Source organism: Haloarcula salina (assembly GCF_010119195.1).
GTDB classification, from domain to species: domain Archaea; phylum Halobacteriota; class Halobacteria; order Halobacteriales; family Haloarculaceae; genus Haloarcula; species Haloarcula salina.
In genome coordinates this window covers 438,033-464,594 of the sequence record NZ_WRXL01000002.1, presented here as the reverse complement: position 1 = coordinate 464,594, position 26,562 = coordinate 438,033, and the positions used below count along the sequence as shown (strand labels likewise).

37 protein-coding genes and 1 tRNA gene are annotated in these 26,562 nt (G+C 66.2%); 9 read left to right on the top strand and 29 right to left on the bottom strand.

Translation table 11 applies throughout. The features are described from left to right. Positions 1 to 180 precede the first annotated feature (180 nt). The 24 genes from GM656_RS07385 to GM656_RS07270 form a co-directional block, all read right to left on the bottom strand. Positions 181 to 735, bottom strand: a complete 555-nt coding sequence (locus GM656_RS07385; protein ID WP_206673697.1) for a hypothetical protein — start codon at positions 733 to 735, stop codon at positions 181 to 183. Between the two features lie 494 nt (positions 736 to 1,229). Continuing rightward, a complete protein-coding gene (locus GM656_RS07380; protein ID WP_162412564.1) occupies positions 1,230 to 1,703 on the bottom strand; it encodes a hypothetical protein in 474 nt (157 codons plus the stop codon). Position 1,704: 1 nt separating this feature from the next. Beyond that, the gene (locus GM656_RS07375; RefSeq protein ID WP_241692720.1) at positions 1,705 to 1,977 is read right to left on the bottom strand and encodes a hypothetical protein; all 273 of its coding nucleotides are present in this window, start codon (positions 1,975 to 1,977) and stop codon (positions 1,705 to 1,707) included. Beyond that, positions 1,974 to 2,207 (bottom strand): hypothetical protein, encoded by a 234-nt coding sequence (locus tag GM656_RS07370; protein ID WP_162413018.1) that lies wholly within the window; start codon positions 2,205 to 2,207, stop codon positions 1,974 to 1,976. Before GM656_RS07370 ends, GM656_RS07375 begins: the two co-directional genes overlap by 4 nt. After that, positions 2,204 to 2,764, bottom strand: a complete 561-nt coding sequence (locus tag GM656_RS07365) for a hypothetical protein (protein ID WP_162413017.1) — start codon at positions 2,762 to 2,764, stop codon at positions 2,204 to 2,206. Before GM656_RS07365 ends, GM656_RS07370 begins: the two co-directional genes overlap by 4 nt. Further along, positions 2,757 to 3,143: a hypothetical protein gene (locus GM656_RS07360; protein WP_162413016.1), complete on the bottom strand. Its 387-nt coding sequence runs from the start codon at positions 3,141 to 3,143 to the stop codon at positions 2,757 to 2,759. The genes GM656_RS07365 and GM656_RS07360 overlap by 8 nt, the downstream gene beginning before the upstream one ends. Further along, positions 3,140 to 3,499 carry a hypothetical protein gene (locus tag GM656_RS07355; protein ID WP_162413015.1) on the bottom strand — a complete coding sequence of 120 codons (360 nt, stop codon included), beginning with the start codon at positions 3,497 to 3,499 and terminating at the stop codon, positions 3,140 to 3,142. Before GM656_RS07355 ends, GM656_RS07360 begins: the two co-directional genes overlap by 4 nt. An 81-nt stretch (positions 3,500 to 3,580) precedes the next feature. After that, complete coding sequence (locus GM656_RS07350) at positions 3,581 to 3,778, bottom strand: hypothetical protein (RefSeq protein ID WP_162413014.1); 198 nt, start codon at positions 3,776 to 3,778, stop codon at positions 3,581 to 3,583. Beyond that, positions 3,778 to 4,284 carry a hypothetical protein gene (locus tag GM656_RS07345; RefSeq protein WP_162413013.1) on the bottom strand — a complete coding sequence of 169 codons (507 nt, stop codon included), beginning with the start codon at positions 4,282 to 4,284 and terminating at the stop codon, positions 3,778 to 3,780. Before GM656_RS07345 ends, GM656_RS07350 begins: the two co-directional genes overlap by 1 nt. Then, on the bottom strand, positions 4,281 to 4,811 hold the full coding sequence (locus tag GM656_RS07340; protein ID WP_162413012.1) for a hypothetical protein: 531 nt from the start codon (positions 4,809 to 4,811) through the stop codon (positions 4,281 to 4,283). Before GM656_RS07340 ends, GM656_RS07345 begins: the two co-directional genes overlap by 4 nt. A 1-nt stretch (position 4,812) precedes the next feature. Further along, positions 4,813 to 5,001: a hypothetical protein gene (locus GM656_RS07335; protein WP_162413011.1), complete on the bottom strand. Its 189-nt coding sequence runs from the start codon at positions 4,999 to 5,001 to the stop codon at positions 4,813 to 4,815. Between the two features lie 102 nt (positions 5,002 to 5,103). After that, complete coding sequence (locus GM656_RS07330; protein ID WP_162413010.1) at positions 5,104 to 5,829, bottom strand: hypothetical protein; 726 nt, start codon at positions 5,827 to 5,829, stop codon at positions 5,104 to 5,106. Between the two features lie 4 nt (positions 5,830 to 5,833). Continuing rightward, positions 5,834 to 6,364, bottom strand: coding sequence for a hypothetical protein (locus tag GM656_RS07325; RefSeq protein WP_162413009.1), 531 nt, complete (start codon positions 6,362 to 6,364; stop codon positions 5,834 to 5,836). Next, positions 6,364 to 6,609 (bottom strand): hypothetical protein, encoded by a 246-nt coding sequence (locus GM656_RS07320; protein WP_241692719.1) that lies wholly within the window; start codon positions 6,607 to 6,609, stop codon positions 6,364 to 6,366. Before GM656_RS07320 ends, GM656_RS07325 begins: the two co-directional genes overlap by 1 nt. 94 nt (positions 6,610 to 6,703) lie before the next feature. Beyond that, a complete protein-coding gene (locus GM656_RS07315; protein WP_162412563.1) occupies positions 6,704 to 6,841 on the bottom strand; it encodes a hypothetical protein in 138 nt (45 codons plus the stop codon). Beyond that, positions 6,841 to 7,641 carry an ATP-binding protein gene (locus tag GM656_RS07310; RefSeq protein WP_241692718.1) on the bottom strand — a complete coding sequence of 267 codons (801 nt, stop codon included), beginning with the start codon at positions 7,639 to 7,641 and terminating at the stop codon, positions 6,841 to 6,843. The genes GM656_RS07315 and GM656_RS07310 overlap by 1 nt, the downstream gene beginning before the upstream one ends. Continuing rightward, complete coding sequence (locus GM656_RS07305; protein WP_162413007.1) at positions 7,638 to 8,213, bottom strand: hypothetical protein; 576 nt, start codon at positions 8,211 to 8,213, stop codon at positions 7,638 to 7,640. The genes GM656_RS07310 and GM656_RS07305 overlap by 4 nt, the downstream gene beginning before the upstream one ends. A gap of 4 nt (positions 8,214 to 8,217) precedes the next feature. Further along, complete coding sequence (locus GM656_RS07300) at positions 8,218 to 8,760, bottom strand: hypothetical protein (protein WP_162413006.1); 543 nt, start codon at positions 8,758 to 8,760, stop codon at positions 8,218 to 8,220. Then, positions 8,754 to 9,308 carry a hypothetical protein gene (locus GM656_RS07295; protein ID WP_162413005.1) on the bottom strand — a complete coding sequence of 185 codons (555 nt, stop codon included), beginning with the start codon at positions 9,306 to 9,308 and terminating at the stop codon, positions 8,754 to 8,756. The genes GM656_RS07300 and GM656_RS07295 overlap by 7 nt, the downstream gene beginning before the upstream one ends. Next, a complete protein-coding gene (locus GM656_RS07290) occupies positions 9,305 to 10,453 on the bottom strand; it encodes a hypothetical protein (protein ID WP_162413004.1) in 1,149 nt (382 codons plus the stop codon). Before GM656_RS07290 ends, GM656_RS07295 begins: the two co-directional genes overlap by 4 nt. Positions 10,454 to 10,554: 101 nt before the next feature. Next, positions 10,555 to 11,289, bottom strand: coding sequence for a DNA cytosine methyltransferase (locus GM656_RS07285; protein WP_162413003.1), 735 nt, complete (start codon positions 11,287 to 11,289; stop codon positions 10,555 to 10,557). Then, the gene (locus GM656_RS07280; protein ID WP_162413002.1) at positions 11,282 to 11,737 is read right to left on the bottom strand and encodes a hypothetical protein; all 456 of its coding nucleotides are present in this window, start codon (positions 11,735 to 11,737) and stop codon (positions 11,282 to 11,284) included. The genes GM656_RS07285 and GM656_RS07280 overlap by 8 nt, the downstream gene beginning before the upstream one ends. 139 nt (positions 11,738 to 11,876) lie before the next feature. Beyond that, the gene (locus GM656_RS07275) at positions 11,877 to 12,431 is read right to left on the bottom strand and encodes an SWIM zinc finger family protein (protein WP_162413001.1); all 555 of its coding nucleotides are present in this window, start codon (positions 12,429 to 12,431) and stop codon (positions 11,877 to 11,879) included. A gap of 244 nt (positions 12,432 to 12,675) precedes the next feature. Further along, positions 12,676 to 12,747, bottom strand: a tRNA-Ala gene (locus GM656_RS07270). Positions 12,748 to 12,910: 163 nt separating this feature from the next. Between GM656_RS07270 and GM656_RS07265 the strand changes: the two genes are divergently transcribed. Genes GM656_RS07265 through GM656_RS07245 form a run of 5 tightly spaced genes read left to right on the top strand, consistent with a single transcriptional unit; the run spans position 12,911 to position 16,248 of the window. Continuing rightward, on the top strand, positions 12,911 to 13,507 hold the full coding sequence (locus GM656_RS07265; protein WP_241692717.1) for a DUF7287 family protein: 597 nt from the start codon (positions 12,911 to 12,913) through the stop codon (positions 13,505 to 13,507). A 1-nt stretch (position 13,508) separates the two neighbouring features. Next, a complete protein-coding gene (locus GM656_RS07260; RefSeq protein WP_162413000.1) occupies positions 13,509 to 14,096 on the top strand; it encodes a DUF7288 family protein in 588 nt (195 codons plus the stop codon). Then, complete coding sequence (locus tag GM656_RS07255) at positions 14,084 to 15,088, top strand: DUF7261 family protein (protein ID WP_162412999.1); 1,005 nt, start codon at positions 14,084 to 14,086, stop codon at positions 15,086 to 15,088. The genes GM656_RS07260 and GM656_RS07255 overlap by 13 nt, the downstream gene beginning before the upstream one ends. Next, the gene (locus GM656_RS07250) at positions 15,081 to 15,518 is read left to right on the top strand and encodes a DUF7266 family protein (RefSeq protein WP_162412998.1); all 438 of its coding nucleotides are present in this window, start codon (positions 15,081 to 15,083) and stop codon (positions 15,516 to 15,518) included. The genes GM656_RS07255 and GM656_RS07250 overlap by 8 nt, the downstream gene beginning before the upstream one ends. Next, entirely contained in the window at positions 15,511 to 16,248 is a 738-nt protein-coding gene (locus GM656_RS07245; protein WP_162412997.1) for a DUF7289 family protein, read from the top strand. The genes GM656_RS07250 and GM656_RS07245 overlap by 8 nt, the downstream gene beginning before the upstream one ends. A 12-nt stretch (positions 16,249 to 16,260) precedes the next feature. Here the strand turns inward: GM656_RS07245 and GM656_RS07240 are convergent, their stop codons facing one another. Then, on the bottom strand, positions 16,261 to 18,054 hold the full coding sequence (locus GM656_RS07240) for a DUF7289 family protein (RefSeq protein WP_162412996.1): 1,794 nt from the start codon (positions 18,052 to 18,054) through the stop codon (positions 16,261 to 16,263). Between the two features lie 72 nt (positions 18,055 to 18,126). Further along, a complete protein-coding gene (locus tag GM656_RS07235; protein ID WP_162412995.1) occupies positions 18,127 to 19,878 on the bottom strand; it encodes a DUF7289 family protein in 1,752 nt (583 codons plus the stop codon). Positions 19,879 to 20,174: 296 nt separating this feature from the next. Between GM656_RS07235 and GM656_RS07230 the strand changes: the two genes are divergently transcribed. The 4 genes from GM656_RS07230 to GM656_RS07215 are packed head-to-tail and all read left to right on the top strand — an operon-like array spanning position 20,175 to position 22,616. Further along, positions 20,175 to 20,645 carry a 30S ribosomal protein S15 gene (locus tag GM656_RS07230; RefSeq protein ID WP_162412994.1) on the top strand — a complete coding sequence of 157 codons (471 nt, stop codon included), beginning with the start codon at positions 20,175 to 20,177 and terminating at the stop codon, positions 20,643 to 20,645. Then, positions 20,646 to 21,755: a hypothetical protein gene (locus GM656_RS07225; RefSeq protein WP_162412993.1), complete on the top strand. Its 1,110-nt coding sequence runs from the start codon at positions 20,646 to 20,648 to the stop codon at positions 21,753 to 21,755. Then, on the top strand, positions 21,752 to 21,982 hold the full coding sequence (locus GM656_RS07220) for a KEOPS complex subunit Pcc1 (RefSeq protein ID WP_162412992.1): 231 nt from the start codon (positions 21,752 to 21,754) through the stop codon (positions 21,980 to 21,982). Before GM656_RS07225 ends, GM656_RS07220 begins: the two co-directional genes overlap by 4 nt. Then, the gene (locus GM656_RS07215) at positions 21,975 to 22,616 is read left to right on the top strand and encodes a 30S ribosomal protein S3ae (protein ID WP_162412991.1); all 642 of its coding nucleotides are present in this window, start codon (positions 21,975 to 21,977) and stop codon (positions 22,614 to 22,616) included. The genes GM656_RS07220 and GM656_RS07215 overlap by 8 nt, the downstream gene beginning before the upstream one ends. 190 nt (positions 22,617 to 22,806) lie before the next feature. Here GM656_RS07215 and GM656_RS07210 read toward each other — a convergent pair whose 3' ends face one another. The 3 genes from GM656_RS07210 to GM656_RS07200 all read right to left on the bottom strand — a co-directional run bounded on the left by GM656_RS07210 (position 22,807) and on the right by GM656_RS07200 (position 26,458). After that, on the bottom strand, positions 22,807 to 23,250 hold the full coding sequence (locus GM656_RS07210; protein WP_162412990.1) for a plastocyanin/azurin family copper-binding protein: 444 nt from the start codon (positions 23,248 to 23,250) through the stop codon (positions 22,807 to 22,809). A gap of 63 nt (positions 23,251 to 23,313) precedes the next feature. Next, positions 23,314 to 24,459 (bottom strand): 5-(carboxyamino)imidazole ribonucleotide synthase, encoded by a 1,146-nt coding sequence (locus GM656_RS07205; RefSeq protein WP_162412989.1) that lies wholly within the window; start codon positions 24,457 to 24,459, stop codon positions 23,314 to 23,316. A 25-nt stretch (positions 24,460 to 24,484) separates the two neighbouring features. After that, entirely contained in the window at positions 24,485 to 26,458 is a 1,974-nt protein-coding gene (locus GM656_RS07200) for a flippase activity-associated protein Agl23 (RefSeq protein WP_162412988.1), read from the bottom strand. Between the last annotated feature and the right edge of the window lie 104 nt (positions 26,459 to 26,562).

The following is a 26,562-nucleotide window of genomic DNA, read 5'->3' as shown; positions in this document are numbered from 1 at the left end:
ATAAGAGAGAAGAGGATATGGTTGCATGCGATCTTCGGAATGATTCCAGCGACGACGGGCAGTTCTAGAGTTTAGTAAGAGTATCTACATCCATCACTACATTCCTGAGCCAGAATGGGGGGTTCTCGGGCACAAAGATGTCCGATATTCACCGCAGAACCGGACAAGGAGACAGTCCAGTTATTGCAGCGTCCAGTTCCTCTCCAACCGATCTGCGACTTCTTGATACCACTTGTGGAGAGGCATGTGCAGAAATAGGCCGATGAAGAGGAACAACTGGGAAATCCCAATCATAATAGCTGCATTCCATTTCAGCGACATCCAAGCGATGTATGGAGATATTGGAAGAGATTGCCAGGGAATATTCCATCCATAACCCGTCATAAATAGAATACCAGCAGCGATAGCTACAATAGTAGCATTACCAGCAATCTCTGTACCTTTATCAAGCATTTCCCGGCTTTTGATCGAAACCGCGATTGCACTGACAGAATTACCCACAGAGAACAAATGAAAGGCTATAGCGGCGATGAGTGCTGCATGTGAGAATACGATACCACTCACCCGTTCTGGGGCGTAGAAGGGAGAAATTATGGAACCAGCACTAAACAAAAACAGCCCCAGAACCACCCAGACATAGCTTGCGAAAAAACCCCGCATCTCGTCACCAATGGAATCACGCAAGAATCTACTGAACCGACGTAGCCCTCTGTTTACTCTTGAAGTAATGCCCATATTTTCCTCTATCACTAATCGAATAAATATTCACATAGTCTAATCAGAGACCAACAAAAATCGTCAGCTGCTGCACGAGATGATCTAACCTGCCGCGGTCAGTAGCTCCCGACCACCAGCCTTCCATGCAGCGTCAATCGGCACCCACCACCCGAACGCATGCTGGATCACGTCGTCGGCCGCGACTAGTCCCAGGAACATCACCGCAACCCTCTGTCGGCGGGGCCAGTAGGACGACCACACCGGCCGGAGTGGAGCTAGGATCACCAGTAGAACCGCAACCAGCGACAGTACTGCGCCGAGGCGAGGATAGCGGGGCCACACCAACCCGAAGCTCGCCAGACCACCCAGTACGCCGCACAGGACTATCCACGGTTCCCGTTGTCGGTGGTCGTCCCACACTATCAGTATGGGTACCAGTACGGCCAGCAGCGCCGTCACGTAGTGGTGCGGAAGCGCCGCGCTCCCATCCGGGACTGTGTGGTACGGGAATCTCACGACTGCACCATGTAGACCGCCAGCAGTGCGAGCGCCGCCGTGCCGGCCAGCAACGCCGTGTTGCCCTCACCGAGTCCCGCCGCCACCGGGGCTGGCGTCGACGGGCTGCCCGTCGGAGCGGTCGGCGTCGAGGCGGTCAGAGCCGACGAACCGGAGCTGCCGGACGACCCGGACGACCCGGACGACCCGGACGACGTGCTGCCCGAGCGGATGGGTAGCTCGCTCGGCGAGACCTTCTGACCGTCCACGTACAGGTCCGAGTGCGACGGGATAGACGCGCTGATTACGGTCCCCTCGAACTCGTAGGAGTCCGTCCCGTCCCCGATCTTCCCACCGATCTGTCCGCCGACAACGCTGTCTTGGTCCGTCGCGCCGGACGCTTTCACAACGTCCCCGTCGACGGTGATGCGGTAGTCGTCGCCACCAGCGACGTAGGGCGGGCCGCTCCCGTCGACAACGATGCGCCCCATCTCAGGCACCTCCGTCCGCGTCGGTCGCGCTCTCCTGGTCGTCGCGATCTTCGGCCGGCGGCTGGCCGCGAGTGGCCCGAATCAGGGCCGTCTCCTTGTCGGTCCCCGGCGGCGACTTGTACGGGAGCTTCGATGCCGCGAGCCGGCCGAAGCCCTCGATGCGTTCCATGCCGTACCGCGTCGGGACTGCCAGCCCCGCGAGTCCGCTGAGTAGGCAGTATGCGAGCGTCTGTGCTTCTGGCGTCGGAATCTGAGTGATTGCTGCTTGCATCATTTGAGAGTCACCGCCTGCGGGTCGTCCGGGTCGTCCACTGTCATTTGACCGACGGGGGCATCCGGTAGCGAGTCCGTCGGGACAACGACAGAGCCATACTGGTTCTCCTGAGTAGGGGGTTCTGCAGGCGTTAGCTCCCCGTTTTCGTCCGGAGTGTTGTAGCTATGCCACGTCAGCAGTACCGTGCCTGTCTCGTCGTACTGGATGAGTACCGAATCAACCGGAATCATGCGTCTACCCTCCGAATCTCCCAGTTTACCACGGCGTCCCCGTTGGAGTCCTTGTAGGACATGTAGACTGTCTCGTAGAGAATCCCGCTTGTCTGGCCGTGAGCCTCCGTGTGAACGTAATATTTATCGCCGCTCCCGGTGGGATGCTCCACCACAAACTGAGTCGCGGGAGAGTTGTCCGTCCGGCCGCCGTCCTGATACATGTGGTTCTGCGTCTTGCTCTTGGTCACGGAGCCGGTAGCTACCACCGTGTAGTTTGCCGACCGCGCCTCGCTGTCCGTGTAGCGGCTGTGGTGGTCTCCCGAGTTGATGCCGCTCAGGTCGTCATGGTTGCGGGTCGGAATGTCGGTTAGGTTGTCGATGTGGTCGTTTGCTCCGACCCCAGACAGTTGCGAGTGGTCCACGACGGTCTGCTCGACCCACGTGCTGCCGTCGTAGACGTACGCCCCGTCGTCGTCGGTGTCGTACCACTCTTGACCCTCTACGGGGTCGCCGGGCGGCTCGGCCTGCACGTAGTCGAAGCCGCCGCCTCCGGTGGGGTTGCTCAGGTCAGCCATCCTCGTACAGCACCCCCACTTCGTCGCCGCTGGTCGGCGTGCGGACGTAGATAGCGGACGTGTCCGAGACTGCGAGCGTCAGGGACCCGCCGGGCTTGATGGGGACCGCCTGCGTAGCCGAGTCCCCGACCCACACGAAACCGCCGTTCGCGTCCTTCGCGTACATCAGCACCTCCACGCCGTCGGGGACGGCGTTCTCGGGTAGCGGCTCGGCGTCGGTCCCGCTGGTCGAGTGGGTGAACGCCGTGAGGCTGTCGTTGTTGGAGAGAGCCGACGAGATGGCCTGCTGCTCCTGCTCGGTCGCAGGGGCCGCGTCGTTGCCCTCGGAGTCCTGCACGACGTTGAGGCGCTCTACCTTCGTGTTGGTTTCGAGCGTCACCGTCCCGTCACCTCCCAGCCGATAGGCTGGATACTGTACCGGCGGGTCGTCGCGTCCGACAGGTTGCGGACGATGATACGGAGTTTGGTGCTGAACCGCCGGGCGGGAAGCCACGTCGCGGTCAGGTCGTCAATGTCCGTCGGCGGGATCGGCGCGGGGCCGTAGACCTTCTCCCCGTCGCGCCACACCTCGTAACTGCTGCTGGGGTGCTTCGAGACGGCCAGCGTCGGTAAGACGAACTCCGTGACCTGCTGGGTCGGCTCGAAGGTCACGATCAACTGCTGTCCGGGGTCGACCGACCGGGTGATGGGGTCGTTGTACGGCACGTCGTCGGGGGCCGGCTCGGGCACGATCATGCCGCGCCCCTCTCGCCGTCGATACGGCTCCGTTGCTCCTCGATCTCCTCCTCGCTCATCTCCTCGACCGTCGCGCTGACGTTAGTTCTCATGGTCCTCCTTGCCGCGCAGATGCTCGTTCACCAGCGAGACGATACCGCGCCGGTAGTCGGTTCCCGACAGTTGCCGCTCGTGTCGCAGGACCGCCTTGTGTTGCCAGCGGGCTTCGAGCGCCAGACCGGCGAGACCGGACGCGCCGAGGATGGCGGCCGTCTGGTAGATGATCGGGTCGGGGATCATCACGCGCTCCCTCCCGTGGCCGAAGCGGCCACCTGTGCGTAGGGAGCGAGAAGCCACAGAAGCACGAGCGCGGCGAGGATACCGCCGGCTTCCTTGACCCCGACCATGCCGTACCCGAAAAGACCGGGGCCGGCGTCCGGGTCGGACTGCCGGCGAAACACCGGGTCGCCGTCCGACGTGTCGAGTAGCGCGCCGAAGTCAATCGACGGCCCAGCCATGTCGTGCTGGTCCTCTTGGCCGCCCCATTCGCCATCGTAGTCAAACGCGTAGTCGTACAGGTCCCGGGCCGGGCCGGTCAGCACAGCGTCATCGTTGTATCCCTCCTCGGGGACAGTCCCGTACGCTCCGTATGCGAAATCGGCCGTCTCAGAGAGTGTGGGGCCTACTCCGGTGGCTGACTGGACCGGCGTCACTGTCCAGTCGAGCGAGGTTCCGGCCGCCTCGGCCGCAGTGTCGGCCAGTGTACCGTCCTCGGGCTCAAGGTTGTCGGGTAGCCACTCGGTCACGCCGACCCCTCCATCTTGAAGTAGGCGATGCCCAGCAGCAGGATACCGGCGAAAACGCCGAGCGGCGTCGTCAGGTCTCCGCCGAGCGCCGCCGTCGACGGCGACAGGCTGGCCGACAGGACGCTCGACGGGCCGCCGGTCGCGCCGGTCGTACCGGGAGCGGAGTTGTCGGCCCCGTACGAGAGTACGGACCCTCCGGCCTGCTCGATTTCGTCGGCGGTCGCCGCGACGGCCACCGCGTCACCATCGGACCCGAGCGCCGCGTTCACTTCGGAATCCGGAGCGTGCCCCTCGTACTCGCCAGTGGCGATGCTTTCAGCGAAGTCCTCGGCCGCTTGCTCGTTGGAGTCCAACGAGTTGTCGCCGCCGATGCCGTCGCCTTCGATGAGGTCGAGGTCGCTGTTGCTGTTGTTGTTGTCCGTCCCGTCGCCGTCGTAGCTGTCACTGCCTGCAAGCCACTCCTGCCGGGCCTGCTCGTTGTCGGGGAACCGCTGGAACGCCTCGGTGAACGTCCGAGAGGCACCCATCTCAGGCACCCCCCTCGACGGTCAGGTACAGCAGGGCGGCGAACATCAGGACGTTCAGCGCCGAGAGCGCCATCATCACGTCGTCGGTCGTCCACTCGGACTGTGCGACGTGGGCCGTGAGCGGCCCGTTCGTCTCGCTGTTACTGCCGGCCACCGCGTCGGCGTCGGTCTCGGTCGACGTGACGGACATGGTGGTTCCCCCACTCTGTCCGCTGTTGCCGCCGCTGGCCGGGTGCTGTCCCTCCTCCCAAACGGGCGTAGCTTCTACCGAAATCATGGGTAAAAGGCTCTCTTACTGCCGTCCCATGTCCGCCCCGACCGCCGAGGTGAGTCCGCTGATCTCACTCTGGCCGATCATGGCGGGGACGTGCAGGAGTGCGTTCGTCGGCTCGGTCCCGTCGCCGTCGTTGTCCGTCCAGCGGACGGTGTACGGCGCGTCGAGGTAGACGTCGACGGTCATGTCGGTGCCGATCCACGGGTGAAGCGGCGTCTGGTTGAGCCGCAGGTACTCGGGCTGCTCGATCTGCGGGGCCTCGTGAATCAGACCGAGGTTGCCCGTATAGACCCGCTGCGAGCCGGTGTCGGCGTTGCTCGCCGCCTTGCGGATTTCGAGAGAGGCGGCCGCGTCACTGATGTAGTAGACGTGAACGTTGCTTGCGGTCCCCGAGTCGGTCACGTCGATGGTATCAGCGTCGAAGTCCACCGCGTCGGGCGTCCCGTAGTACGCCCCGTCGAGCCAGACCACGACCGGCTGCGTGACCGGCGTGTCAGTGACCGAGTGGGCGAGGTTGAACGTCTCGGTGTTGTCAGCCGTCCCGTCAGTCGTGAACGACTCGTAGGCGGGGACGGCGATCTTGAGCGGGTTGCCTCGCCCCTCGCGGAGCATGTGGGCCGTGGTGGCCCGGTAGCGGCCGATTCGGGACCGCTGGCCCTGCGAGTTGACGGACTTGTCCATCTCGTCGGGCGTGATGTGGCCGGGCTGGCGTCGAGCGTCGGCCAGTCGATTCATCAGACCCATCGGTTTACCTCCGTCCGTGCTGCTCGACGGCGTTGCTCTCGATGTAGAGCTCGGACTGCGACCAGTCGATTTGGGCGGCTGAGTCGCACATGAGGTACAGCGTGTCGATGTCGCGTACGTCGATCTTCGGCACGGAATCGCCGCCGTTCGGGGCGTTCTCCGGGGCCTGAAGCTCGATCTTCACACTGTCGATGTTGTCCACGTTGCGCTGGTCGGAGATGCCCAGCTTGACGTACTGGCTGATGTTCTTCAGCACCTCCGAGACCTTCATCGTGCTTTCGTGGCCGCTCGGTTCGACCGCGAAGTACAGCGAAGTGTTGGTCGGGAGCGGGTCGCCGTTGGAGTCGCGCAGGTCCATGTAGACGGGCATGCCGTCCTGCTCGCCCTGAGCGACGTAGTTGAGGAACCGGAGGAACTGGCCGCGCTCCGGCGTGATTTCGAGAATCGGCGTCGGCCGGGGGCTGGCCGGCGCGTTCTGTGCGACCGTGACCGCCTCGGCCGTGCTGCCCTCAGACGCGAATAGGTCCTCGGACATCAGTTACCTCCCGTGAATCGCTCTCGAAGGGCCTCCACGACGTGGACACCGCCACCGAGCGCGACCTTCCGGCCCTCTCCGCCGTAGAGAGCGCCGCCGACCGCGACGGTTGCGCCGTACGCCTCGTCGGGCAGGTTCTTGCCCATCTTGGTCTCGACTCCGTACTTGACGACTGCGGGGCCGACGAACCCGGCAACCACGAGGGCCACGTCTACGACGTAGTCCTCGGATGCGAGCGTCGACATTGCATTACCAAAATCCATGCATTCCCGCCGTTTACCGGGGTCTACCATCAAGAACCGACGAAAAATCGGAGCGGGTCGCTTCGAGATGCTTCGGTCAGTACTGGGAGTCGTCCATCAGGATGCGGACCACTTCAGCGTTATTCGGAGTGCTACCGGGGAGGTCGCGGTCGATGCGCTCGCGGGCTTCCTCGAATCGGTCGCTGTCGTCGCCGCGTAGGGTTATCTGTGTCATCATGCGTATTCTGGTGCGTTGAGGTCGTTCCCTTCGCTTCCGTAGTGTGTACTATTCATCGAGACACGACCCGTATTGACCCGTTGACGCTCGCCGTCGTCGTCACTGTATATCCACTCTGTGCCGGTGATGGAACCGCTTTCGTCCTTGTGCTTCTGGAGCGACGAAGGCCGCTCCCTGCCGGTCGGAAGCAGTTCATCGGGGACACGGGACGGAGGGAGGTCAGCACCGGGGTCGTGCAGGTCAGCCGGGTACTGGATCGAACCGGCCAGCGGCCCGATCTCTCCGCCGTCGAAGCCGCCTATCATCCGGGCCTGACACTGCGTGAGAATCGTCTTGTCGATCTCTGCCGTACGCTGTGTGACCCACATGGTCGACGTGCCTGCTCCCCGACCGGTCGTCGCCAGTTCCTTCACCGGTTGCGGGAGCTTCTGGCGCTGCGGTGCGACGAAGTGGGCTTCGTCGACGACGACGAGCTGATCCCGGTCGAGGCGGCGGACGGCCGACGCGATGCGGGTGCAGATTTCCCGCCAGCGGTCGGTCCCGATTTCCGCCTTGTGCCGTTCCAGCACGATGTGAGGGTTGGCCTGTAGGACCTGCATCCAGTCCGAGACCGACAACTGGGCTTCGAGCGGGCCGACGATGAGATGGTCGGCAAGACCCGCCTTGACCAACCCACGATACTCCGCGCAGTAGTCCATCACGACGAGGGCCTCGTACTCTCTGGCGTTGCTCTCCATCCACGCCTGAGCGTGGTACGATTTGCCCCAGCCGCTCTGTGCGACAAACGCGAGGTTCACGCTTCTGCCAGTGCCTCCGTGTTCGCTTTGATGGCCCGTTCAGTCGCCTCGGACGGACCGGCCAGCAGGTCCTCAAGCGCGTCGGACGGGTCGAACTCGACGACGATGCGCTCGAACTCGGGGAGCGAGACACCCCACTTCTTGCTGATGTGATGGTCGGCCAGGTCCCGGTCGGTCGCGTCGATCTCCCCGGCGCTGTTACGGTAGGTGTCGGCCCATCGCTCGATCTGTTGTTCCCACTGGTCGCCGTCCATCGCGGCGTAGTGAGAGAGCGCCGCCGGGTCACCGTCGATCTCGGCGCACCGTGCCAGCCACACCTCGGAGAGCGGCCGCCCACCGGGGCCGTAGCCATCGACGAGGTCCAGAATCTCGCTGGTCCGCGCCTCCTTGTCAATTCGCTCACGGCCGTCGTCGGGGTCGATACCCGCCGCCTCTCGCTGGTCCATGACGGCGTCACGCTGTGCTGTCTCGATTTCGGCCAGTATCTCGGCCAGAGCGCGGAGTCGGTCGCTCTCGTGAGGGTTCTCGATCTCGTGCTTTGCTTCTTGAATCTGCTTGATTTTGCCCATCATGGTCTTAGAATAGGTCTGCACCGCTCAGTTGGTCGCTCAGTCCGTCCATCAGGTCGCTCGCTACGTCGGTCTCGGTCAGCAGAACCACCGCGACGAGACCGGCTGTACCGAGTGCCACGGCTTTGCCGGGCGGGATGTCCTGCCCCATCCCGGCCTCCTGTAGCCAGCGGTCCACCGAGTCGTCCAGTTTGACCGGGGGAGCGCGGGCCAACTCCTCGATGTCCTCGGCTGTCTTGCCCGGTTCACCCTCGGTCGATTCGGCGATCTCTCCGAGCAGAAGTGCCAGCAGCGAGACGTACTGGTCGCCCCACGTCTCTCCGTCGGGCGTCGTCGGCTGGCTCGCCGTCTCGTCGGTTCCTTGCTCGTCCGTGTCCGTTTCCTCGTCCGGTTCGCTCTCGTCGTTTCCTGCCCCCGCTTGCTCCTCTACCTCGTCCGGGTCTACATCGAGGTCATCGAGCGAGATTTCGGCCTGCTCGTCGGGGTCGATGTCCGGCGCTTCTTCGGTGGCCTCGTCGCTGGTCTCCTCGGTGACTGCTTCGCTCACCATGCCACCTCCGGTTCGGGGTCGTCAACGACCGGCTCGGCGTCGGTATCTTCGACGACTTCGCTCTCTACCTCAGTCGGCTGGTCGTCACCACCGGAGAGGGCGATAGCGAGCACGACGAGCAGGACAAGACCGGCCATCAGGGGCAGTACAGGGACCCCTCGACCGCTGGTCGTCTGGTTGGTCTGATTCCCCTGCTGTCCCTCGGTTTCGGTCCCCTCGTCGGTGCTCTCCTCGCCCGTAGTGGCGACGACCTGCTGCTCGTACTCGCTTGATTGGTCCATCTCTTGCTGCTCTGTTTCGGTGTTTTCGTCCACTTCAGCGCCCTCTTGCGCCGCTTCGTCCTGCTCGTCGTCCTCGGTGTCGTCGGGAGCGCCCTCAGCACCGTTCTGTTCCCCTTCATCGGGGCGGTTCAGCGCGCTCCTGAGTGCTTGCACGTCGCTGTGAGCGTCGTCGGCCTTCGCGTTGATGTGTCGCCGGACGCTCTGCTTGCTTTTCTCACCGTTCTCGTTGTAGTCGCACCCCTCTGCGGGGCATTCTGGTCCGTTCATAGTGTCTCCTGACCGCCCTCAGCAACCGCGAAGGCGTCCGGTATCTGCTGCTCTGTCTCACCCGAACCGGCGGTCTGAGCGCGCTCATCGGCCAGCAGACCGCCGGGATTCTCCTCAGATACGTCGACCACCTCTCCCTGCCCCTGCTCACCGCGCTCACCATCAGCCAATCGCGCTTGGTCGTCCGCTCGCTCGCCGGAGAGCGTGCGCTGGTCGTCGGTCTCGATTACCTCGGCCGGGTCGGTCGCTCCCTCCTGGTCGAAGTGATCCAGCGTTCTGACAGTCGGGATGCTTCCGGGCATCCCATCGAGCGCATCGAGAAGCGTATGCAGCCGGTCGGGGTGCATCGGCTCCTGACCGTTGGCTTCCCGAATCCGGTTGATCGCTTGCCACGCCTGCCGGGCGTTGATGACCGCTTCGCGGCTTTGCGATAGCGCCGCTTCGAGGTCTGAGATACCCGCTTTGTACCCCTGCCAACCGCGCCGGAGAGCGCCGGCTGTCTCCGGTCGTACTTCCATCTCCGGGTAGTCGCCACCGCCGACCGTCACAAGTTCCTGCTGCTCGCTCCGGTCGGGCTGACTCTCGTCGACGAACTGCGCGATCTCCTGCTCGGAGTAGCCGCAGGTCTGAGACAGGAATTCGCAGGCTTCGGGGTCGCCGTTCTCACAGTGCCCTTGGGCGTGGTCACACTGGTTCGACTGGGCCGCTCGCGCCGCTCGTCCTGCTTTCTCGTCAGCGCTTTCGTCGGCCGACCGCTTCCCGCTCTCGGTCGCGGCGTCGGCCATCACCTCGCGGTGTTCGTCGACGGTCAACGTCCCGTCGTAGTAACTCACCCAGTCCTCGACGCCCTCGGCCTGTGCGATACCTTTCACCGCTTTGGCGTGGGGGACGTTGGCCCGCTCCTGCGAGAAGTCGATTCGGTCCTTCTCGGACTCGGAAAGCGGTACTTGTCCGGGGCCGTCCTCTCGCTCGGCCCGGCCGTCGGCCGCTTCTAGTCGTTCCGTTTCGAGTACGCTGTCGGGTGTGTCGCTGCTGTATGCGACAGTTTTCAGTCGCCTATCGTCGTCAGTACACAGGTACTCGCTGTGTCGATTTCTGGCGGCGTCTGCGGTCGCTTTCGTACCATACTCAATTCGCTCTGTCACTCGTCAGTAGTCCTCCGTCAGAACGGACGGAAGTACTAGAAATAAAACCTGTTGCTTAGTTAATAGGTTAATAAATAACCAAGGCGACTGTAGCCGGATAGCTACGTGTCGCTAGACTGGCTAATGTCCGCTTGTAGACTGTGGTCGTTTCCGCCGTCAGTCGCTGCGACTAATCGAGACTGTTTAGGCCTGGTATCGCCGTTTCGGGCCGCCAGCCACCAGTACAGCAGCCGTCGGATATACGCCGCCGGTATTCCGTGGCGCTTCAGCGGTCGAGCGGGCCAGTCGTGGCCGTAGCCCTTTGCCAGCCGCCAGCCGACGTTTCGACCGACCCAGGCGTTCCCCGACTTACCCTGTTCGGCGAGCGGGCCAACGTCCGGCGACCATCTGGGAACGGGCTTCGGGTGGTCAATAGGGAACGACGTTTCGAAGGCTCTCGGGTAGTGAATCGGCAGCCCGAATTGACCGCCAGACATGACTACCGGATCCCGAAGCGGGGCGTCTCGCACGTTCTCGATGACGTAGTGGTCGGCCAGCCGCTCGCAAACCTCGCGCGCCTCGTTGATGAGGTCCGGGTGGTCCTCCGGGTCTCCGCCACCGCCTTCTGTGGCGACACTCCATCGCTGGCACGGCGGGTGTGCGAAGGCTAGGTCAAATCCGCCGTTGAGCGGCGGGTCGCAGGCGTCGGCCTGGATAACGGTGCTGAACGGGTTCGGCTCCGGGTCGATTCCGACCCGCGTCACGTCGCCGAACGTGTGCAGCACTTCGTCCTCGATTCCAGTATCTGCGAAGAGGTGAAGGATTCGGTCAGTACCGCTCACAGACTGCTCACACATTGGCTTTCACACCTCCCTGAGCGGGGTCGTGTCGGGAGAACGGCCGAACGTGGACAGCCATGTAATCGCTCGGCGGAATCCCGTTCTGTAGGTGGACGTACCCACGCTTCGCCAGTCGGTTGAGAAGGCGCTGAGCGTCTTTCTGATCGACGTTGTCGACGGCTTGCGCCAGTGCCCGCTTGGCGGTCTCGCCCCGAACGATACCGCTCGTGGAGCGCTTCTTGCACAGCGTCCGGTAGGCGACGGCGAGGTCTCGGTCGTCGGGGTCGGCGTAGGGTTTCACGCCCCCGTCCTCGGTCGGCTCCGAGACCGTGCGGCGTACGTAGTTTTCGAGGTCGGCGCTCATGTTGTCGACCTGCTCCTTGAACTGTTCCTTCAGGTGGGTCGGCAGTCGGAACGTGATCTTGTCACTGCCGGTCTCCTCGTGGAGCTGGGAACCGCCGGTCATGTCTGACTAGCCACCTCCTCGTAAGACGGGGCCGAATCCCCATACAGCGCGGTGATGGTCGCCGATGTTGGTACTTGTAGGACAGCCCCCCGTGGGGTCGCCGGAAGGTCTCGCGCTAGCGGGCGGGCGTGCGGGCGCGTCATCGGCGGCCCTCCATCCCGTCACGGGCAGATGCAAGCAGGTTCCCGATCGTACCGGGCGAGCGACCGGAGAGACGAGCGTACTCCCGAACGCCGAGGCTCCCGAGTTCGCAGGTCAGGTAGGCGTCGAGTTCGGCAGGAGTGAGGTGGTCGAAGGCGGTCGGGTCGTCGTCAAGGCGGAGCCACGCTGGTGGCGCTGGGTACTGGCGGCCGGTGTCGAGGTGCGTGACGACGATCCCGCCACGGACCCACTGCCACCACAGTGAGGCGACGTGAGCGCACCACTCGCCGTGGTACTGGTAGCCGGCGCAGTCGCATTCAGCGGCGAGCGTGCGGCCCGTAAGCGCCCACAGAACGCGGTGAGTGCTGTCCCCGCCACTGAGGTAGACGACACGCTCGGCGTCGTTGATAGCGCCGCCTCGGTCGCTCTCGGTCTGGGCGCGCTCCCACGCCGTCGACAGCGTCCAGTCGTCGGGCATGGACAGCGTCGGCGGGCCGCCGATCTGGCCGGGGAGGTCGTCGCTCGATTGCCAGCCACGACTCGCGCGGCTCATGGGCGGCACACCCCGTCTTGCAGAGCCGGACACGGCTGGCTGTCGTGGTTGATGGGAAGCCCGCAGTAGTAGCAGAGCGCCCGCCACTCCCTCACGGAATCGCCGGACGGCGGTGGGCCGCGTTGAGAGTCTAGACGCTCTCTTTTTCGTGAGGGAGTCGACGCAGACTTGGAAGTGCCGAAATCAGCGTCGTTAGAAGTTGTACCGCCATCGGGGGTGAATTCCCCACGACGGTTTATTTCAATGGACTCGCCGGGATTTGAACCCGGGGCCTCTCCCATGCCAAGGGAGTGATCTACCCCTGATCTACGAGCCCGCTTCGTACTTCTGGTATCCGGTGGCTTTTATTAAACCCATCGAAGCGGTTCGGGAGTGAGAACGGCTGGCATCCTGGGTGGCCTGCACAGATCGGCCACAATGGATAAGAGCGTCGGGGGCCTCGACTACGCAGAAACGGGCATGCAGCGAGGAGAGGGAGCGTGTTGAGGCGTCGAGTCCGATCGAAGCGTCGCGGGGACGAGAGAGCGACGCGTGGACAGACGACGCTCGATTTCGCCATCGGGATCAGCGTGTTCCTCGCGGTGCTCATCTTCATCTTCCTGTTCGTGCCCGGCCTGCTGTCCCCGTTCACGGAGGGGGCACAGGAGGAGACGGTCGTGTCGAACCGCGTGGCCGACGGGCTCACCAAGTCGATGCTCGGGTCGCCCGAACGACCGTACCGGCTCGATCGGTACTGCACGGTGGAGTTCTTCGACGACCAGGCTGCGCCGGCGTCCTGTGCAGGCAGCTGGAGCGGCGGCCAGCCCGTCGAGTCGCAGGTGGGACTCGACCCGACCAGACAGCATCTCAACGTCACGATATACGGAAACGTGTCGACGGCCGGATCGGGCTCGGACCGCCTGTGCTGGGACGACACCGCGGAGGCCATCGTCGAAGAAGGGAACGCGTCCGCGACGTGCTCGGTGCCGTTCAGTCGCGGTGAGACGGCCCCGACGAACAACGATCAGTCGGTGACGGCCACCCGGGTGGTCTCGCTCGATCACCACGACGTGACCGTCTCCGTGGAGGTGTGGTGAGATGCGAGGACAGGCACACACGCTGGAGGCGGTCATCGCGAGTTTGATGTTGCTGTCGAGCCTGGTGTTCGCGCTCCAGATGACGGCGGTGACGCCGCTGTCGGCGAGCACGTCGAGCCAGCACATCGAGAACCAGCAGGCAGCGACGGGGAAGGGCGTGCTCACGGCGGCGGCGGAGGCCGGCGCGCTCAAGCCGGCGCTCCTGTTCTGGAACAACTCGACGCGGCAGTTCCACGGCGTCACCGGGCAGGAGAACTTCTACACGAGCGGGCCGCCGGACAACAGGTTCGGGGAGATGCTCTCGCGGTCGTTCGACCAGCGAGGTATCGCCTACAACGTCTACCTCGACTTCGTCAGTCCGAGCGGCGACATCGTCCCCCGGCGATACGTCTACAACGGCGTCCCGACCGACAACGCAGTGACGGCGACATATACGGTGACGCTGTCCGACGACGACCCGCTGTACGACGCGGACGGGACGGCGAACGAGACGACTCTCGGCGACCCGGGTTCGACGTACCTGATCCCGGACACGGGACGAAACCACTACAACACGGTCCGCGTGGAGGTGATCGCGTGGCGGATCTAGCCGGTGGCGACCGCGGCCAGATCATCCTGATCGCGGCGTTCGCGCTCGCGGTGACGTTCGTCTCGCTCGCGCTCATCGTCAACTCCGCAATCTTCACCGAGAACCTCGCGAGTCGCGGGGAGACAGCCGGCGGCGACGGCGCGCTGGACGCGCGCGCGATGGTCGAGGCGAGCGTCGAGCAAAGCGTCGCGGCGGCCAATCGCTACAACCACTCCGCGCCCGAGCCGTCCATCGAGCGCGACGTGCGGGCGATGAGCCGTCAGCGCGAGAAACAGCAGGTGCGCTCCGGCGGACTAGTGAACGTCTCGAACCCGCACGACTACCACGACGGGTCACGGATCGCGATGAACGACAGCGGCGGCGGGAACTTCACCGCGACGGGCCTGAGCGGCGGCGACCCCGACTGGCAGCTTGTCGAGGGCGTCGACGAGAACGGGCGACCGCACGCGACCCGGGCATTCGACATGGAGATCAAGAAGACGAGCTCGCTCAGCGATACCAGCGAGTTCGCCGTCGTCGTGAACAACACGGGGTCGCCGAGCAAGACCTGGACCGTGGAGATCTGGTGGGATGGGTCGAACCCGGATTTGTTGCACCTCCGGACAGAGCGACCGAACGGTGACGCCGAGGAGTGCACCGAAACGATCACCGCCGACGAATTCTCCGTCTCGCTGACCGACGGGACGGTCGACGGTCGCCCGTGTCACGCGCTCGGATACGATCAGGTGAGCAACACCTACTTCGGCTACGCGGCGGGCGTCTCGACGCCGTACAACGTCAGCTTCGAGAACGGCGACCAGGTGAAGGGCAACTACTCGTTCGTCACGGCGAACGCACCGGCGACCACCACGCTTGATTCCGGCCCGAGCGCCGGCCCCGCGCCGTACGTGACGAGCGCGGTCTACGACGTCGAGGTGGCGTTCACGTACGCGAATCCGAACATCAACTACACGACGGAGATTCGGGTCGCCCCGGGTGAGCCGGATGGATAGCCGCGCCGTCTCGACGACGCTGAGCTACACGCTGACGCTCACCATCGCGACGCTGCTGGTGACCGGACTGGTCGTCGCTGGCAGCGACTTCGTGAACGACCGGCGCGAAGAGGTGGTCCGCGAGGAACTCGCGGTCATCGGCCAGCAGGTCGCCTCGGACCTCTCACAGGCCGACCGACTGGTCCAGGCGGCCCACGGTGGGTCGCCGACGGTCGAACTCCGGCGGAGCTATCCCGAGCGCGTGGCGGGCAGCGGCTACCGGATCTCGCTGGACGGGCCGAACGACCGCGTCGTCCTCGAGTCGGTCGAGCCGTCGCTGTCGGTCACCGTCGACATCCGGACCACGTCGGCGATGGGCACGAGCGCGGTCGACGGCGGCGTCGTGGTCGTGACCTACGACAGCTCCCAGCTGGAGGCCCGCAATGGCTGACCGGGGCGTCAGCGAGGTACTGAGCTTCGTTCTGGTGTTCACGCTGATCATCGCTTCCATCACCCTCGTGTCGGTGGGCGGTCTCGGGACCCTCCAGGACGCGCGTAACGCCGAGCAGCTCAACAACGCCGAGCGGGCCTTCGACATCCTGACCGACAACATTGCGGACCTCTACCAGCGCGGCGCGCCGAGCCGGGCCACCGAGATCAGCCTCGGCGAAGCCCAACTCCGGACGGGCGAGAACGTCACGATGTCCGTCGAGGTCGACAGCGGAAGCGGGTACTCGCGGGTCGGCCAGTGGGAGATCCGGCCCATCGTCTTCGAGGGCGACGAGGAGCGGCGGATCGTCTACGAGGCCGGCGGCGTATACCGGACGAACCGGGACGGCGGACTCAGAATCCGGGATCCGCCGCTCGTCGTCGACGAGAATCACGTACTGATCACCGTCGTCGGTATCAACAGGCCGGAGACCCAGAGCCTCGGCGGGTCGACCGTGCTCGTGCGGGCGAACCACCGGGATACGGACATCGCGTTCGAGGACACGAGCGGCGACGTCGAGGGAGTCCGGATCAACGTCACCGGGCCGCGGTCGGACCTCTGGGAGGCCTACTTCGAGGAGAAAGGGTTCACGTGCGCCACCGGCGACGACTGGTGTGAGTACACCGACGGGGGCGGCATCGAGCGGACGTACGTCGTCTACCACGACATCCGGGTCGACATCGACCAGTAGCGTTCGGGCACCTCAGGGCGAGGTCACGTTGACGCGGTTGACGGAGATGTGGAGGTACGTGATGCGGATGATGTTGACTTCTTCCGGAACCGCTCGGGTGTTCCTGAGGCTCCGGTCGTAGTGGATCGCGCCGTCCTGCCAGACGTCGACCTCGCCGGTGACGACGCCGCCGTAGATCTCGCTCTGGCGCATCGCGAGCTTGTTGGTCCCCTGGCTGGGCGCGTACACGATGCCGACGAACTTCGAGTTGCTCCCGTCCTTCGAGAGCGTCGCGTTGACGTGACTCTTGCCGTAGAAGGCGACTTGCGTGGCGTTCTCGCTCGGGCCGCTCCCGACGGTGACGACCCGTCCGCCGGTGATGTCGATGTGCGAGGTCGTCGTCTCGCCCTTGATCGACCGGTCGCCCCAGGCGCTCTCGCCCTTGACGAAGAAGCGCGCGTCGTGGGTCCCGTCGACCTCGATGCTCGCCTCGTCGAGGCTGACGTAGTCTCGGACCGCCACGGAGACGTTGCCGCCGCTCGTGTCGACCGTGAGCGTCTCGCCGGAGTCGAGGTCGATGTGCTCGACGTAGTACTGCTTGTCGCCGCCCGCGGAGTCGAGCGTGCCGCTACTGGTGATCGTGTCCCCGGTGTAGTACCCGCTGTCGGGGTTCGAGCGGATGTGGTCCACCCTGCGATTGACGTAGCCGTCGATGGCCGACACGCTCTCGACGCCGGAGATCTGCTCGGTCTCGACGGATGCCGGCGCGGGCGACGGCGAGAACCCGTCGGCGTACGCGACGCGCTCGCCGTTGAAGTTGTTGCTCCAGTCCTTCAGGTCGACGTACCCACCGGACGTGATGTTGCCGTGGACGCGGACGCCGTTGTCCTGTATCTCCACGTCGCCGGCCGTGTTGATCGAGGCGTTGTTCCAGCCGTTGGCCGCGCCCTCGCCGGCGTAGCCGTCACCGTCTGAGGAGTTGTAGGCGTCGAATCCGGGATCGGTCGATCCCTTGAATTTGATGACGCCGGCGGGCGACGACGACCTGACGGCGCTCCGGACGGTCCGTGCGCCGACGGGCGTGACGAGCGTGGCGTTGACCATGTTCTTCGAGTGCGTGTAGCTCACGTCGCCCTCGGTCCGCGTCTCGAAGTACTGGCCCCAGCCGCGGTAGTAGTCGCTGCGGACCGACACCGTCACCTCGCCGTTCGCCATCGGATTGACGAACGCGGGGTTCATCGACTCGTTCGGGAAGTACCGCGTCGTCCCGTTCCGGCTGATGACGCCGCGTCGGCCCAGCGAGGCGTCGCCCCGGACCGTTATCAGCGGCAGGGTCAGCGTCGCCCCGCGGTAGTGGAACTCCGGCGGCGAGATCATCACTGACTGTCCCGCACCGTCGGAGCGCCAGACGCCGCCGCCCTGGTACGCGATCGAGGTCGCCGTCTCGTCGTCGTTGACGACCGCGCCCATCCGCTTGCGGAACACGACCGTCGTGGCTCCCGTCTCGGGGTCCTTGTAGGAGACGTTCATCCACCCCGCGTCCTCGTCGACGCGGTAGCGCTCGGACCCGCGCGAAGTGAGCTCGACCTGCTGGACGTTCGACTGGCCGAGGCCGACGAGCGCCGCCCGCGAGTCGAACTCGGTCAGCGCCTTCTGCGTGCGCTCCGCACCGAGGTGCGACTCCGTGTCCGTGATTGCCCCCGCCCCGAAGGCCACGATCACCGTCGTCGAGACGACCATGATCCCGAAGATCAGCGCCACCCCCAGCGGTGCCGATTGCGCGCGGCGTCCCCGCTGTCCGCCGCCCCGACCCAGAGGCATCTTCATGCCCCCTCAATTGCTATCACCGCTGATAACGTCTCTGGCCACGTATCGTTCGTCTGTCACCAATCTGCGCCGTCAGCCCGCGGTGACGTTCACGTCGTTCGTCGAGGCGTGGACGTAGGTGACGGCGGGAATCTGGGAGTTCTGCTCGACGGTGTCGGCGTTCGCGAGCGCCTCGTCGTAGTGGAACGCGACGTTGTTGATCGTCGTCGCGCCGCCGACGAACGCGCCCTTGATCTCGTTGCCACTGGAGGCCGCCGTCAGGACCAGGTCAACGCCCTCGTTCGGCCCCTGTCCGGGACCGTAGACGACGCCGGTGACGCTGAACTTGCTCCCGAACTCGATCCGCCGGTCCGGGTTCATGTACAGCCAGAACTGCGTGGAGTCGTCGCCCGGCGTCGAGATCTCCGCGTTCCCGTTCTGACCCTCGACGAAGGCGTCGCCCTCGAGGTAGACGTTCACGCGGCTGGGGCCCGTGACCTCGATCTCGCCCCGGTCGATGGACAGGTCGTTCTCGACGTAGATGTCGATGTCGCCGCCCGAGGTGTCGAGCGTCAGCGTCTTGCCGTTGGGCACGTCGAGCTGTGAGAGATGGTAGTCGCCGTCGGACAGCGTCGCCTCGTCGGACGGCCCGAGGGCTCCGTAGTCGATGGTCCCGGCGTCGACGACGGGGGTCGTGTCGTTGTCGTTGTCGGCCGGGTCCCGGAGGGCGTCACCCCGGTCGCCGATCACGCCCGCGACGGAGTCCGGGGCCGAGACGCTCGCGTTGTCGTTCTTCCAGTTGTTCGGCCCGGGCTGCCAGTTGTTCGGCTTCTTCTGGCTGTACCCGCCGCCGTAGGAGATGTTCCCGTCGTAGAGGCGGCCGTTGTTGTGGTCGAACGCCATGTCGCCGCCGACCTCGACGTTCCCGTAGATCTCGCCCTTCTCGACGACGAGGTCGCCGGCGACGACGACTTTCGTGCTCGATCCGCCGCCCGCGTACGGCCCGACAGAGGAGTTGTAGCTGTCCATCACGACGTTGTTGTCGACGGTGAGCGTCGATCCGGGCGACCCGGAGACGACCCCGGCTTCCAGCGAGGGGTAGTCGGCCGGAACGGTCAACAACAGCGTCACGCGGTCGTTCGCGTGGTCGTAGCGCACGTCGCCGCCGGTCCGCGTCTCGAAGTACTGCCCCCAGCCACGGTAGTAGTCGCTCTGGACGGTGACGGTCATCTTCCCGTCGCGGAGCGGGTTCGTGAAGTTCCCGTCGCGCGTGGTGTTGGGGTAGTACTGCGTCGAGCGATTCCGGGTGATGCGGACGCTGTTCCCGACCGCCGGGTCGCCGCTGACGGTCACGAGCGGAAGCGTGATGGTCGCGTCGCGGTAGTGGAACTCCGGCGGTGACACCATCAACGAACCGTTCTCCCGGGTACCCCGCCACAGTCCGCCGCCCTGGTACGCGATGCGGTCCCCGCCCTCGGCCGCGTACACCACTTCGCCCATCGTCTCGTTGAAGACGGTCTTCGTCTCCCCGGATGACGTGTTCCGGTAGGAGACGTTCATCCACCCCGCGCCCTCGTTCACCCGATAGCCGTTCGGCCCGGTCGAGGGCAGCGTAACCCGCTGTGCGCCCGACCGTCCGAGCGCGACCATCGCGGCCCGCGACTTCAGTTGCGTCATCGACTTCTCCGTTCGTTCGAGGTCGAGTCGGTCCTGCGTGGTCCCGATCGCGTCGGACCCGAAGGCCACGACCGCGGTCGTCGTGACGATCATGACCGCGAACACGAGCGCGACACCCAGCGGTGCGGTCTGCCCGCGCGTTCCCGGCCGGGACCCTGCGCTCGCCATACTACGCGAAGCTACGTCGAACCGGGCCTTAAGCGAGCGGGACTGGTTATCAGACGTGAATACTGCGGGCCGCGCGGTCGCGAGCGGTGACCGTCTCGTGCGGGCGCGGCGGCGGCCCGAAACGGAACGGTTTAGTCGCGCCACCGTTCACGGACAGACGGGAACAGCACGACCGCAAATCTGACACGTCCTGGGCTTCCAGGACTCGGGATTGCGGCCGTGTTCGGCATCACCAGATGCCAATACGCCTCGCTACCGGTTAGCGACGAGCGGTCTGTGCCGTTCCAATCAGAACTATGGCACGAATGCACACACGCCGCCGCGGTTCGTCCGGCTCGGACAAACCGGCGGCAGACGAACCCCCGGAGTGGAGCGACGTAGACGAAGACGCCGTCGAAGAGCGCGTCGTCGAGCTCGCCGAACAGGGCCACTCGCCCAGCCAGATCGGCCTGAAGCTGCGCGACGAGGGCGTCCAGGGTACCCCGATTCCCGACGTCTCGCTCGCGACCGGCAAGAAGGTCACCGAGATCCTCGCGGACAACGAGGCCTCGCCGGAGCTCCCCGAGGACCTCCGGAACCTCATGGAGCGGGCCGTCCGCCTCCGCGACCACATGGACGAGAACCCCGGCGACTACCAGAACAAGCGCGCCCTCCAGAACACGCAGTCGAAGATCCGACGGCTCGCCGACTACTACCGCGGCGACGAGCTCGACGCGGACTTCACCTACAGCTACGACACGGCCGTCGAGCTGCTGGACGACGCATAGATGTCCGCGACCGGTCGGGAACCGACGCCAGCCACGTCGCCCAGTGACCTCGCCGGGTCGCTGCGCGAGGCCGCCTTCGTGCGCCTCGTCAGCGGCGCGACCGGCGAGGCGCTGGCCGCGACCGGCCTGCTGGCCCGGGCGCTCGACGACACGCCGTTCCAGGCGAGCGTCGTCCGCCCCTTCGAGGACCCCGATCGGACCACGGAGGCCGACCTCACGGTCGCCGTCGGTCGCGCGCGGTCGGCCGCCGACGTGGCGCTGACCGACCGACCCGCCGCGACGGCGTTCGAGACCGCCCGCGAACTCGGCACGGCCGACCCCGCCCTCGCCCTGGCAGGCACGATCGCCGCCGGCGAGGTCGACGGGTCCATCGCCGAAGCCGCGGCGCAGGCGGGGCTCGAACGTCGCCCCGGCGTCGCCGTTCCGGTCGCAGACCTCGCGGACGGCCTGGCCCACTCGACGCTGTTCGTCGCGCCCTTCTCGGGCGAGGCGGACGCCGCGCGGGCCGCCCTGGCCGACCTCGACGTCGACCCGGGCGACTACCCGACGGCCGACGACCGCCGACGCCCCGCGTCGCTGGTCGCGCTCGCCGTCACCGAGGACGCACCGCCGCGGGCCGCTGACGCGGTCGAGCGCGCGCTCCGTCCCGCGGTCGGCGGCCCCTTCGAGACGGTCGGCGGCTACGCCGACGTACTCGACGCGGCCGCGCGCGAACGGCCCGGAACCGCCGTCGCCCTCGCGCTCGGCCACGACGCCGTCCGCGAGGACGCGCTCGACGCCTGGCGGACGCACGCCCGGCGCGCCCACGGGGCGGTCACAGACGCGACGACGGGCCGGTACGACGGCCTGTTCGTCGCCCGCGGCGACGCGATGCCGACCGGGACCGTCGCTCGACTGTTCGCCGACTTCCGCGCGCCGGAACCGGTGACGCTCGTCGTCACCGACGGCGAGGCCGCAGTCCGCGCCACCGACGGCCGGGACGTGGCCGCGCCGACGCGAGCGGCCGCCGAGTCCGTCGGCGGCGACGCCGTCGGGACCGACGATCGGGCGCGCGCCCGGTTCGACGTGTCGACGGCGGACTTCATCGAAGCGTTCCGGGAGGCACTATGAGACGGGCCGAGATCCGCACCACGCACGACTCGCCCGAGCGCGTCGCGAACGCGCTCCGCCCGGACAACACCGACGAGATGACCACCCGCGTCGAAGACGACGCGGTGGTCACGACCGTCGAGCGCGACACGACCGGCGGCCTCCAGGCGACCGTCGACGACTACGTCGTCAACCTCAGAGTCGCAGCACAGCTAGCCAACAACGACACACGATCCAACCATGAGTGAACGAAGCGTATCCAAACGCGCACAGCAGAAGCGGTGGTACACCGTGCAGGCTCCCGAACAGTTCGACCGGGAGGCGCTCGGCAAGACACCCGCAGACGAACCGGACAAGGTGCTCGGACGCACCATCGAAACCACGCTCGGCGAACTGACCGACGACGCCAGCGAGAACAACACCAAGCTGACCTTCAAGATCAACGAGGTCGCCTCGGACTCCGCGTACACGGAGTTCGTCCGCCACGAGCTGACGCGGGACTACCTGCGCTCGCTCGTCCGCCGCGGCTCCTCGAAGGTCGAGGCCTTCGTCACCGTGCTGACCACGGACGACTACCGCGTCCAGGTCCAGCCCGTCGCCGTCACGACGAAGAAGGCCGACGCCTCCCAGGAGAAGGCCATCCGCCGGACGATGATCGACCTCGTCGAGGAGACGGCCGAAGACCGCACCTTCGAGGAACTCGTCGACAGCGTCGTCGAGGGCCGACTCTCCTCGGCCATCTACGGCGAGGCGAAGGACATCTACCCCCTGCGCCGCGTCGAGATCCAGAAGACGACCCTCGAGGCCCGCCCCGAGGAAGTCGCCGCCGAAGAGGAGACCGCCGTCGACGTGGACGAAGAAGACGTCGACGTCGAGAGCTAACGCCGTCGACGGTCGCTTCGCCGTCGGACCGTTCGATTCGCATTTTTCCGTCGTCGCGAACCAGCCCCGCGTAGCCACGCCGTCGGCCACGACGTGACGGGGAGCCTCCTCGAGTGACAACAGCCGGGCGGCTCCGACCGATACTGACGGAGTTGCGTCGCTGAGCCCCCCGACGACGTACCGGGGCCGCTCACTCGCTCGCGGTCGGCGTCGCCGCGTCTTCGGTCACGACGACGGTCCCGACCATCCCGCCCCGCTCGTGGGGAATACAGAAGTAGGGGTACGTCCCGAGCACCTCGAACGTGTGGGTGTACTCCTGGCCCTCGAACAGCGTGCCCTCCGTGGCGTTACCCCAGGCGTCGCGGGCCGCCTGCTCGCTGTCGAAATCGCCGCTCGCGAAGAACTCGGCCTCGTCGGGGATCTGCTCGCCGTAGGCGGTGACCGTGTGACCCTGCTTGCTGGTGTTGAGCCACCTGACGGTCGTTCCCGGTCGGACCTCGATACGGGTGGGGCGAAACGCCTTGGCCGACATCCCCACGTCGTAGTCGCCGCCCGCTGTCCCGTTTCCGATACAGCCCGCCAGCCCGATGCCGGCGGCCGGTCCGACGGCGCGGAGGAAGTCCCGTCGCTCCATAGTCGGACTCGGAACCGGACGGGCAAAGGCCGCTCGGTTCTCGACGGCGGCCCGTCGCCGGCCTCACTCGAAGGTCAGCCCGTCGCGGAGGTCTCGCGCGTCCGCGAGCAGGGCGTCCGGGTCGTCGCCGGTCAGCGTCACGTGGCCCATCTTCCGGAGGTCGTACACCTCGCGCTTGCCGTACCAGTGGAGGTGCGCGCGCGGCGTTTCCAGGATTCCCTCCTCGCCGCTGAGTGCCGCGGGCTGGCGCTCGGCCACGTCGCCGAGGATGTTCGTCGAGACGGTTGGGAACCGCTGGTCGGTCGTGCCGAGCGGGAGGCCGGCGACGGCGCGGAGGTGCTGTTCGAACTGGGAGGTGTGACAGCCCTCGATGGTCCAGTGCCCGGAGTTGTGCGGCCGCGGAGCGATCTCGTTGAGCAGGATCTCGCCGTCGGTCGTCTCGAACAGTTCGATGCCGAAGACGCCGCGGCCGTCCATCGCGTCGAGCACGTCGTGGGCCACGTCTCTGGCGCGCTCGCGCACGTCGTCCGACGCGCGGGCGGGCGCGACCGACTCTCGGAGGATCTCGGCCTCGTGGATCGTCTCCGTGACCGGGAAGGCGTCGCGCTCTCCGTCGCCGCGACAGCCCATCACGGCGAGCTCGCGTTCGAAGTCGACCATCTCCTCGACCATGGCCGGGCCGGCGATGTCGTCGACAGCGTCCTCGACGGCGTCGGGCCCCTCGACGGGGACGTTCCCGCGGCCGTCGTAGCCGCCGGTCCGGGCCTTGAGCATCGCCGGGTAGCCGAGGTCCTCGCAGGCCTCGCGGAGGTCCGCGGCGCTGTCGACGGCGCGGAACTCGGGGACCGGGACGCCGGCGTCGGCGAGGCGGCGCTTCTGGACGAGCTTGTCCTGAATCGTCCGGAGCGTCTCGGGCGCGGGGTGGACCGGCGTGCCGGTCTCCTCGGCGACGCGTTCGAGCACGTCCGGGTCGGCCAGTTCGATCTCGAAGGTGAGGTAGTCAGAGCGCTCGGCGAGGTCGCGGAACGTCTCTTCGTCCTCGAAGCCGCCGACGAGCTGGTCGCGGACGACCGGCGCGGCCGGGCAGTCCGGCGTCGGGTCGGCGACGAGCAGTTCGAGGCCGAGCGGCGCGGCCGCTTCGCCGAGCATCCGTCCGAGCTGGCCGCCGCCGACGACGCCGACGGTGGGGCCGGGCGAAGTGAGCGTCATACCGCGCGCTTTCACAGCGTCGGGGTTAAGCGTTCGTTTCTCGGGCGTGGGACTCGTGGACCCAAACGGTGATCTCGTTGGAGTCGTACTTCGTGCGCATCAGGTGCGTCCGCGGCTCGTAGCCGGCGGCGCGGAGCCGCTCGGCGGGGACCGTCCCGTCGATTGGCTGGGTGATGACCATCGGCGGCGTCGTGCCCTCGGCGCGCTCGGCGAGTGCGCGCTCGCTGTTCTCGCAGGCGACGCTCACGTCGTCGGCCGCGAAGTACCACGGCAGCGGCAGCGTGTTGTACCAGTTCAGGCAGGTCGGCCTGGTGACCCACCACGACTCGTTCCAGTTGTCGCGGTTCTCCTTGACGTAGGCGTCGTCGCCGTCGTACGCGTCACCGGACTCGCCGTAGTAGACGACCAGGTCGGGCCCGCCGTCGTGGGCCGTCGCGATGCGGTCCATCGCGTTGAGGTCCTCGCGCAGCGACTCCTGTGGCTGGGCGAACTGCACGAGGGAGTTGCCTTCGAGGTGCTCGTTCGAGTACACCCGCGTCGCGGCGGTGTTGACGACGAGCGCGGAGACCAGCAGCAGGATGACGGCCGCGATGGCGACGCCGGTCACGTCGTCGGCCGACAGCGCCTCGCCGCCCCAGCGGAAGACGGCGGCCAGCCCCACGGCGGCCGGGATCGACAGCGGGACGACGACGTGGACGGCCAGCCACGGCGCGCCGATGTCCGTGCCGATCGGGTAGCCGAGGATGGAGACGAAGCCGCCGTAGGCGACGAACGGGACGAGGTGGCGCGCCTCGACGGCCCCGAGGCGGTCGAGGGCGTAGCCGAAGACGGAGAACGCGAGCAGCGGCATCGACGTGAACGCGAGGGCCTTCAGCAGCACCTCGTAGTGGCCGTCGACGCTCTCGTAGAATCCTTCGAGGGACTCGATGAGGCCGGTCTCCGTCGTCGTCGCCTTCTCGGAAGCCGGCGAGAACCACTCGCTGAACTGGTCGACGACGCGCTCCCAGGTCACCTGAACGAGTTCGGGGAACAGCGTCGGGTTCGTCACGCCCGACCAGAAGTTCACGTCGCCCGCCGTCGCCGGTGTCGGCGGGTGCTCGATGCCTGCGACGCCCGCGCCGCGGGGCGCGTAGAAGAACAGCGAGACGAAGGCGAACACTACCACCGCGAGGACGACGTGGCCGGCGTAGGCGGCGAGGACCGTCCCGGCGCTGTCGTGGCGGTCGCGAAACGATCCGACGACGCCCTTCAGCATGGCGACATCGCCGCGAACGCGGCCGGTGACACGACTCCAGACCGCGCCGGCGCTCGGGACGGTTCGGAGGAACCCGAGCGCGTCGCGGTAGCCGTTGGGGAGGACGAACAGCTTGGCCAGCAGCAGGCCGCTTGCCCCGAGCCACGTCAGTATGTAGACGATAGCGTTCTCCTTCGCCGCGAATCCGAAAGCCACGAAGGTCGCCACGGCGTAGAGGTAGCGCGCCTTCCGGGTGTCGCGGAACCGGACGAGAAAGCCGAACGCCGTGAACATGAACGCCGCGACCAGCACGTCGCTGCGCATGAACCGCGAGAAGTACAGCAAGGCGGGATTGACCGCCAGGAAGACCGCGGTGAGAACCGTCTCCTCGTCCCGGAGGTGCTCGCGAAACAGCAGGGCCGTCAGCGGAAGGAGCCCGCCGATGACCGCGACGGGGAACCGCATCCAGAAGTCGGTGGGCGCGACGACCGCGAACAGCCACGAGTCGACGTGCTGGATGAACGGGCCGTGGATGATGTACCGGTAGGCGAACGAGCCGGAGTCGCGGAGATTGAGCGCCCAGTAGGCGACCCGTCCCTCGTCGAAGTGGGCCACGCGGTGGCCGAGCGCGACGAGTCGGCACAGGAGGCCAAGCAGCGTCACGCCGACGACGAGCTTCGTCGCGGCGTGCGGGTCGTCGTCGACCCAGGACCGAGTTCGGTCGCGGAGACGGCGGAGGGCGGAGAGCGAAGACGACGCAGCCATGTCTGTGGGAAGCACAGGGGGCATTAGAATCCTTCTGGTTTACAGAAGTGTCGCGAGCGCGGGGCGCGTCGACGCTGTCGGCCGCGAGTGCCGGGGTAGGGCGC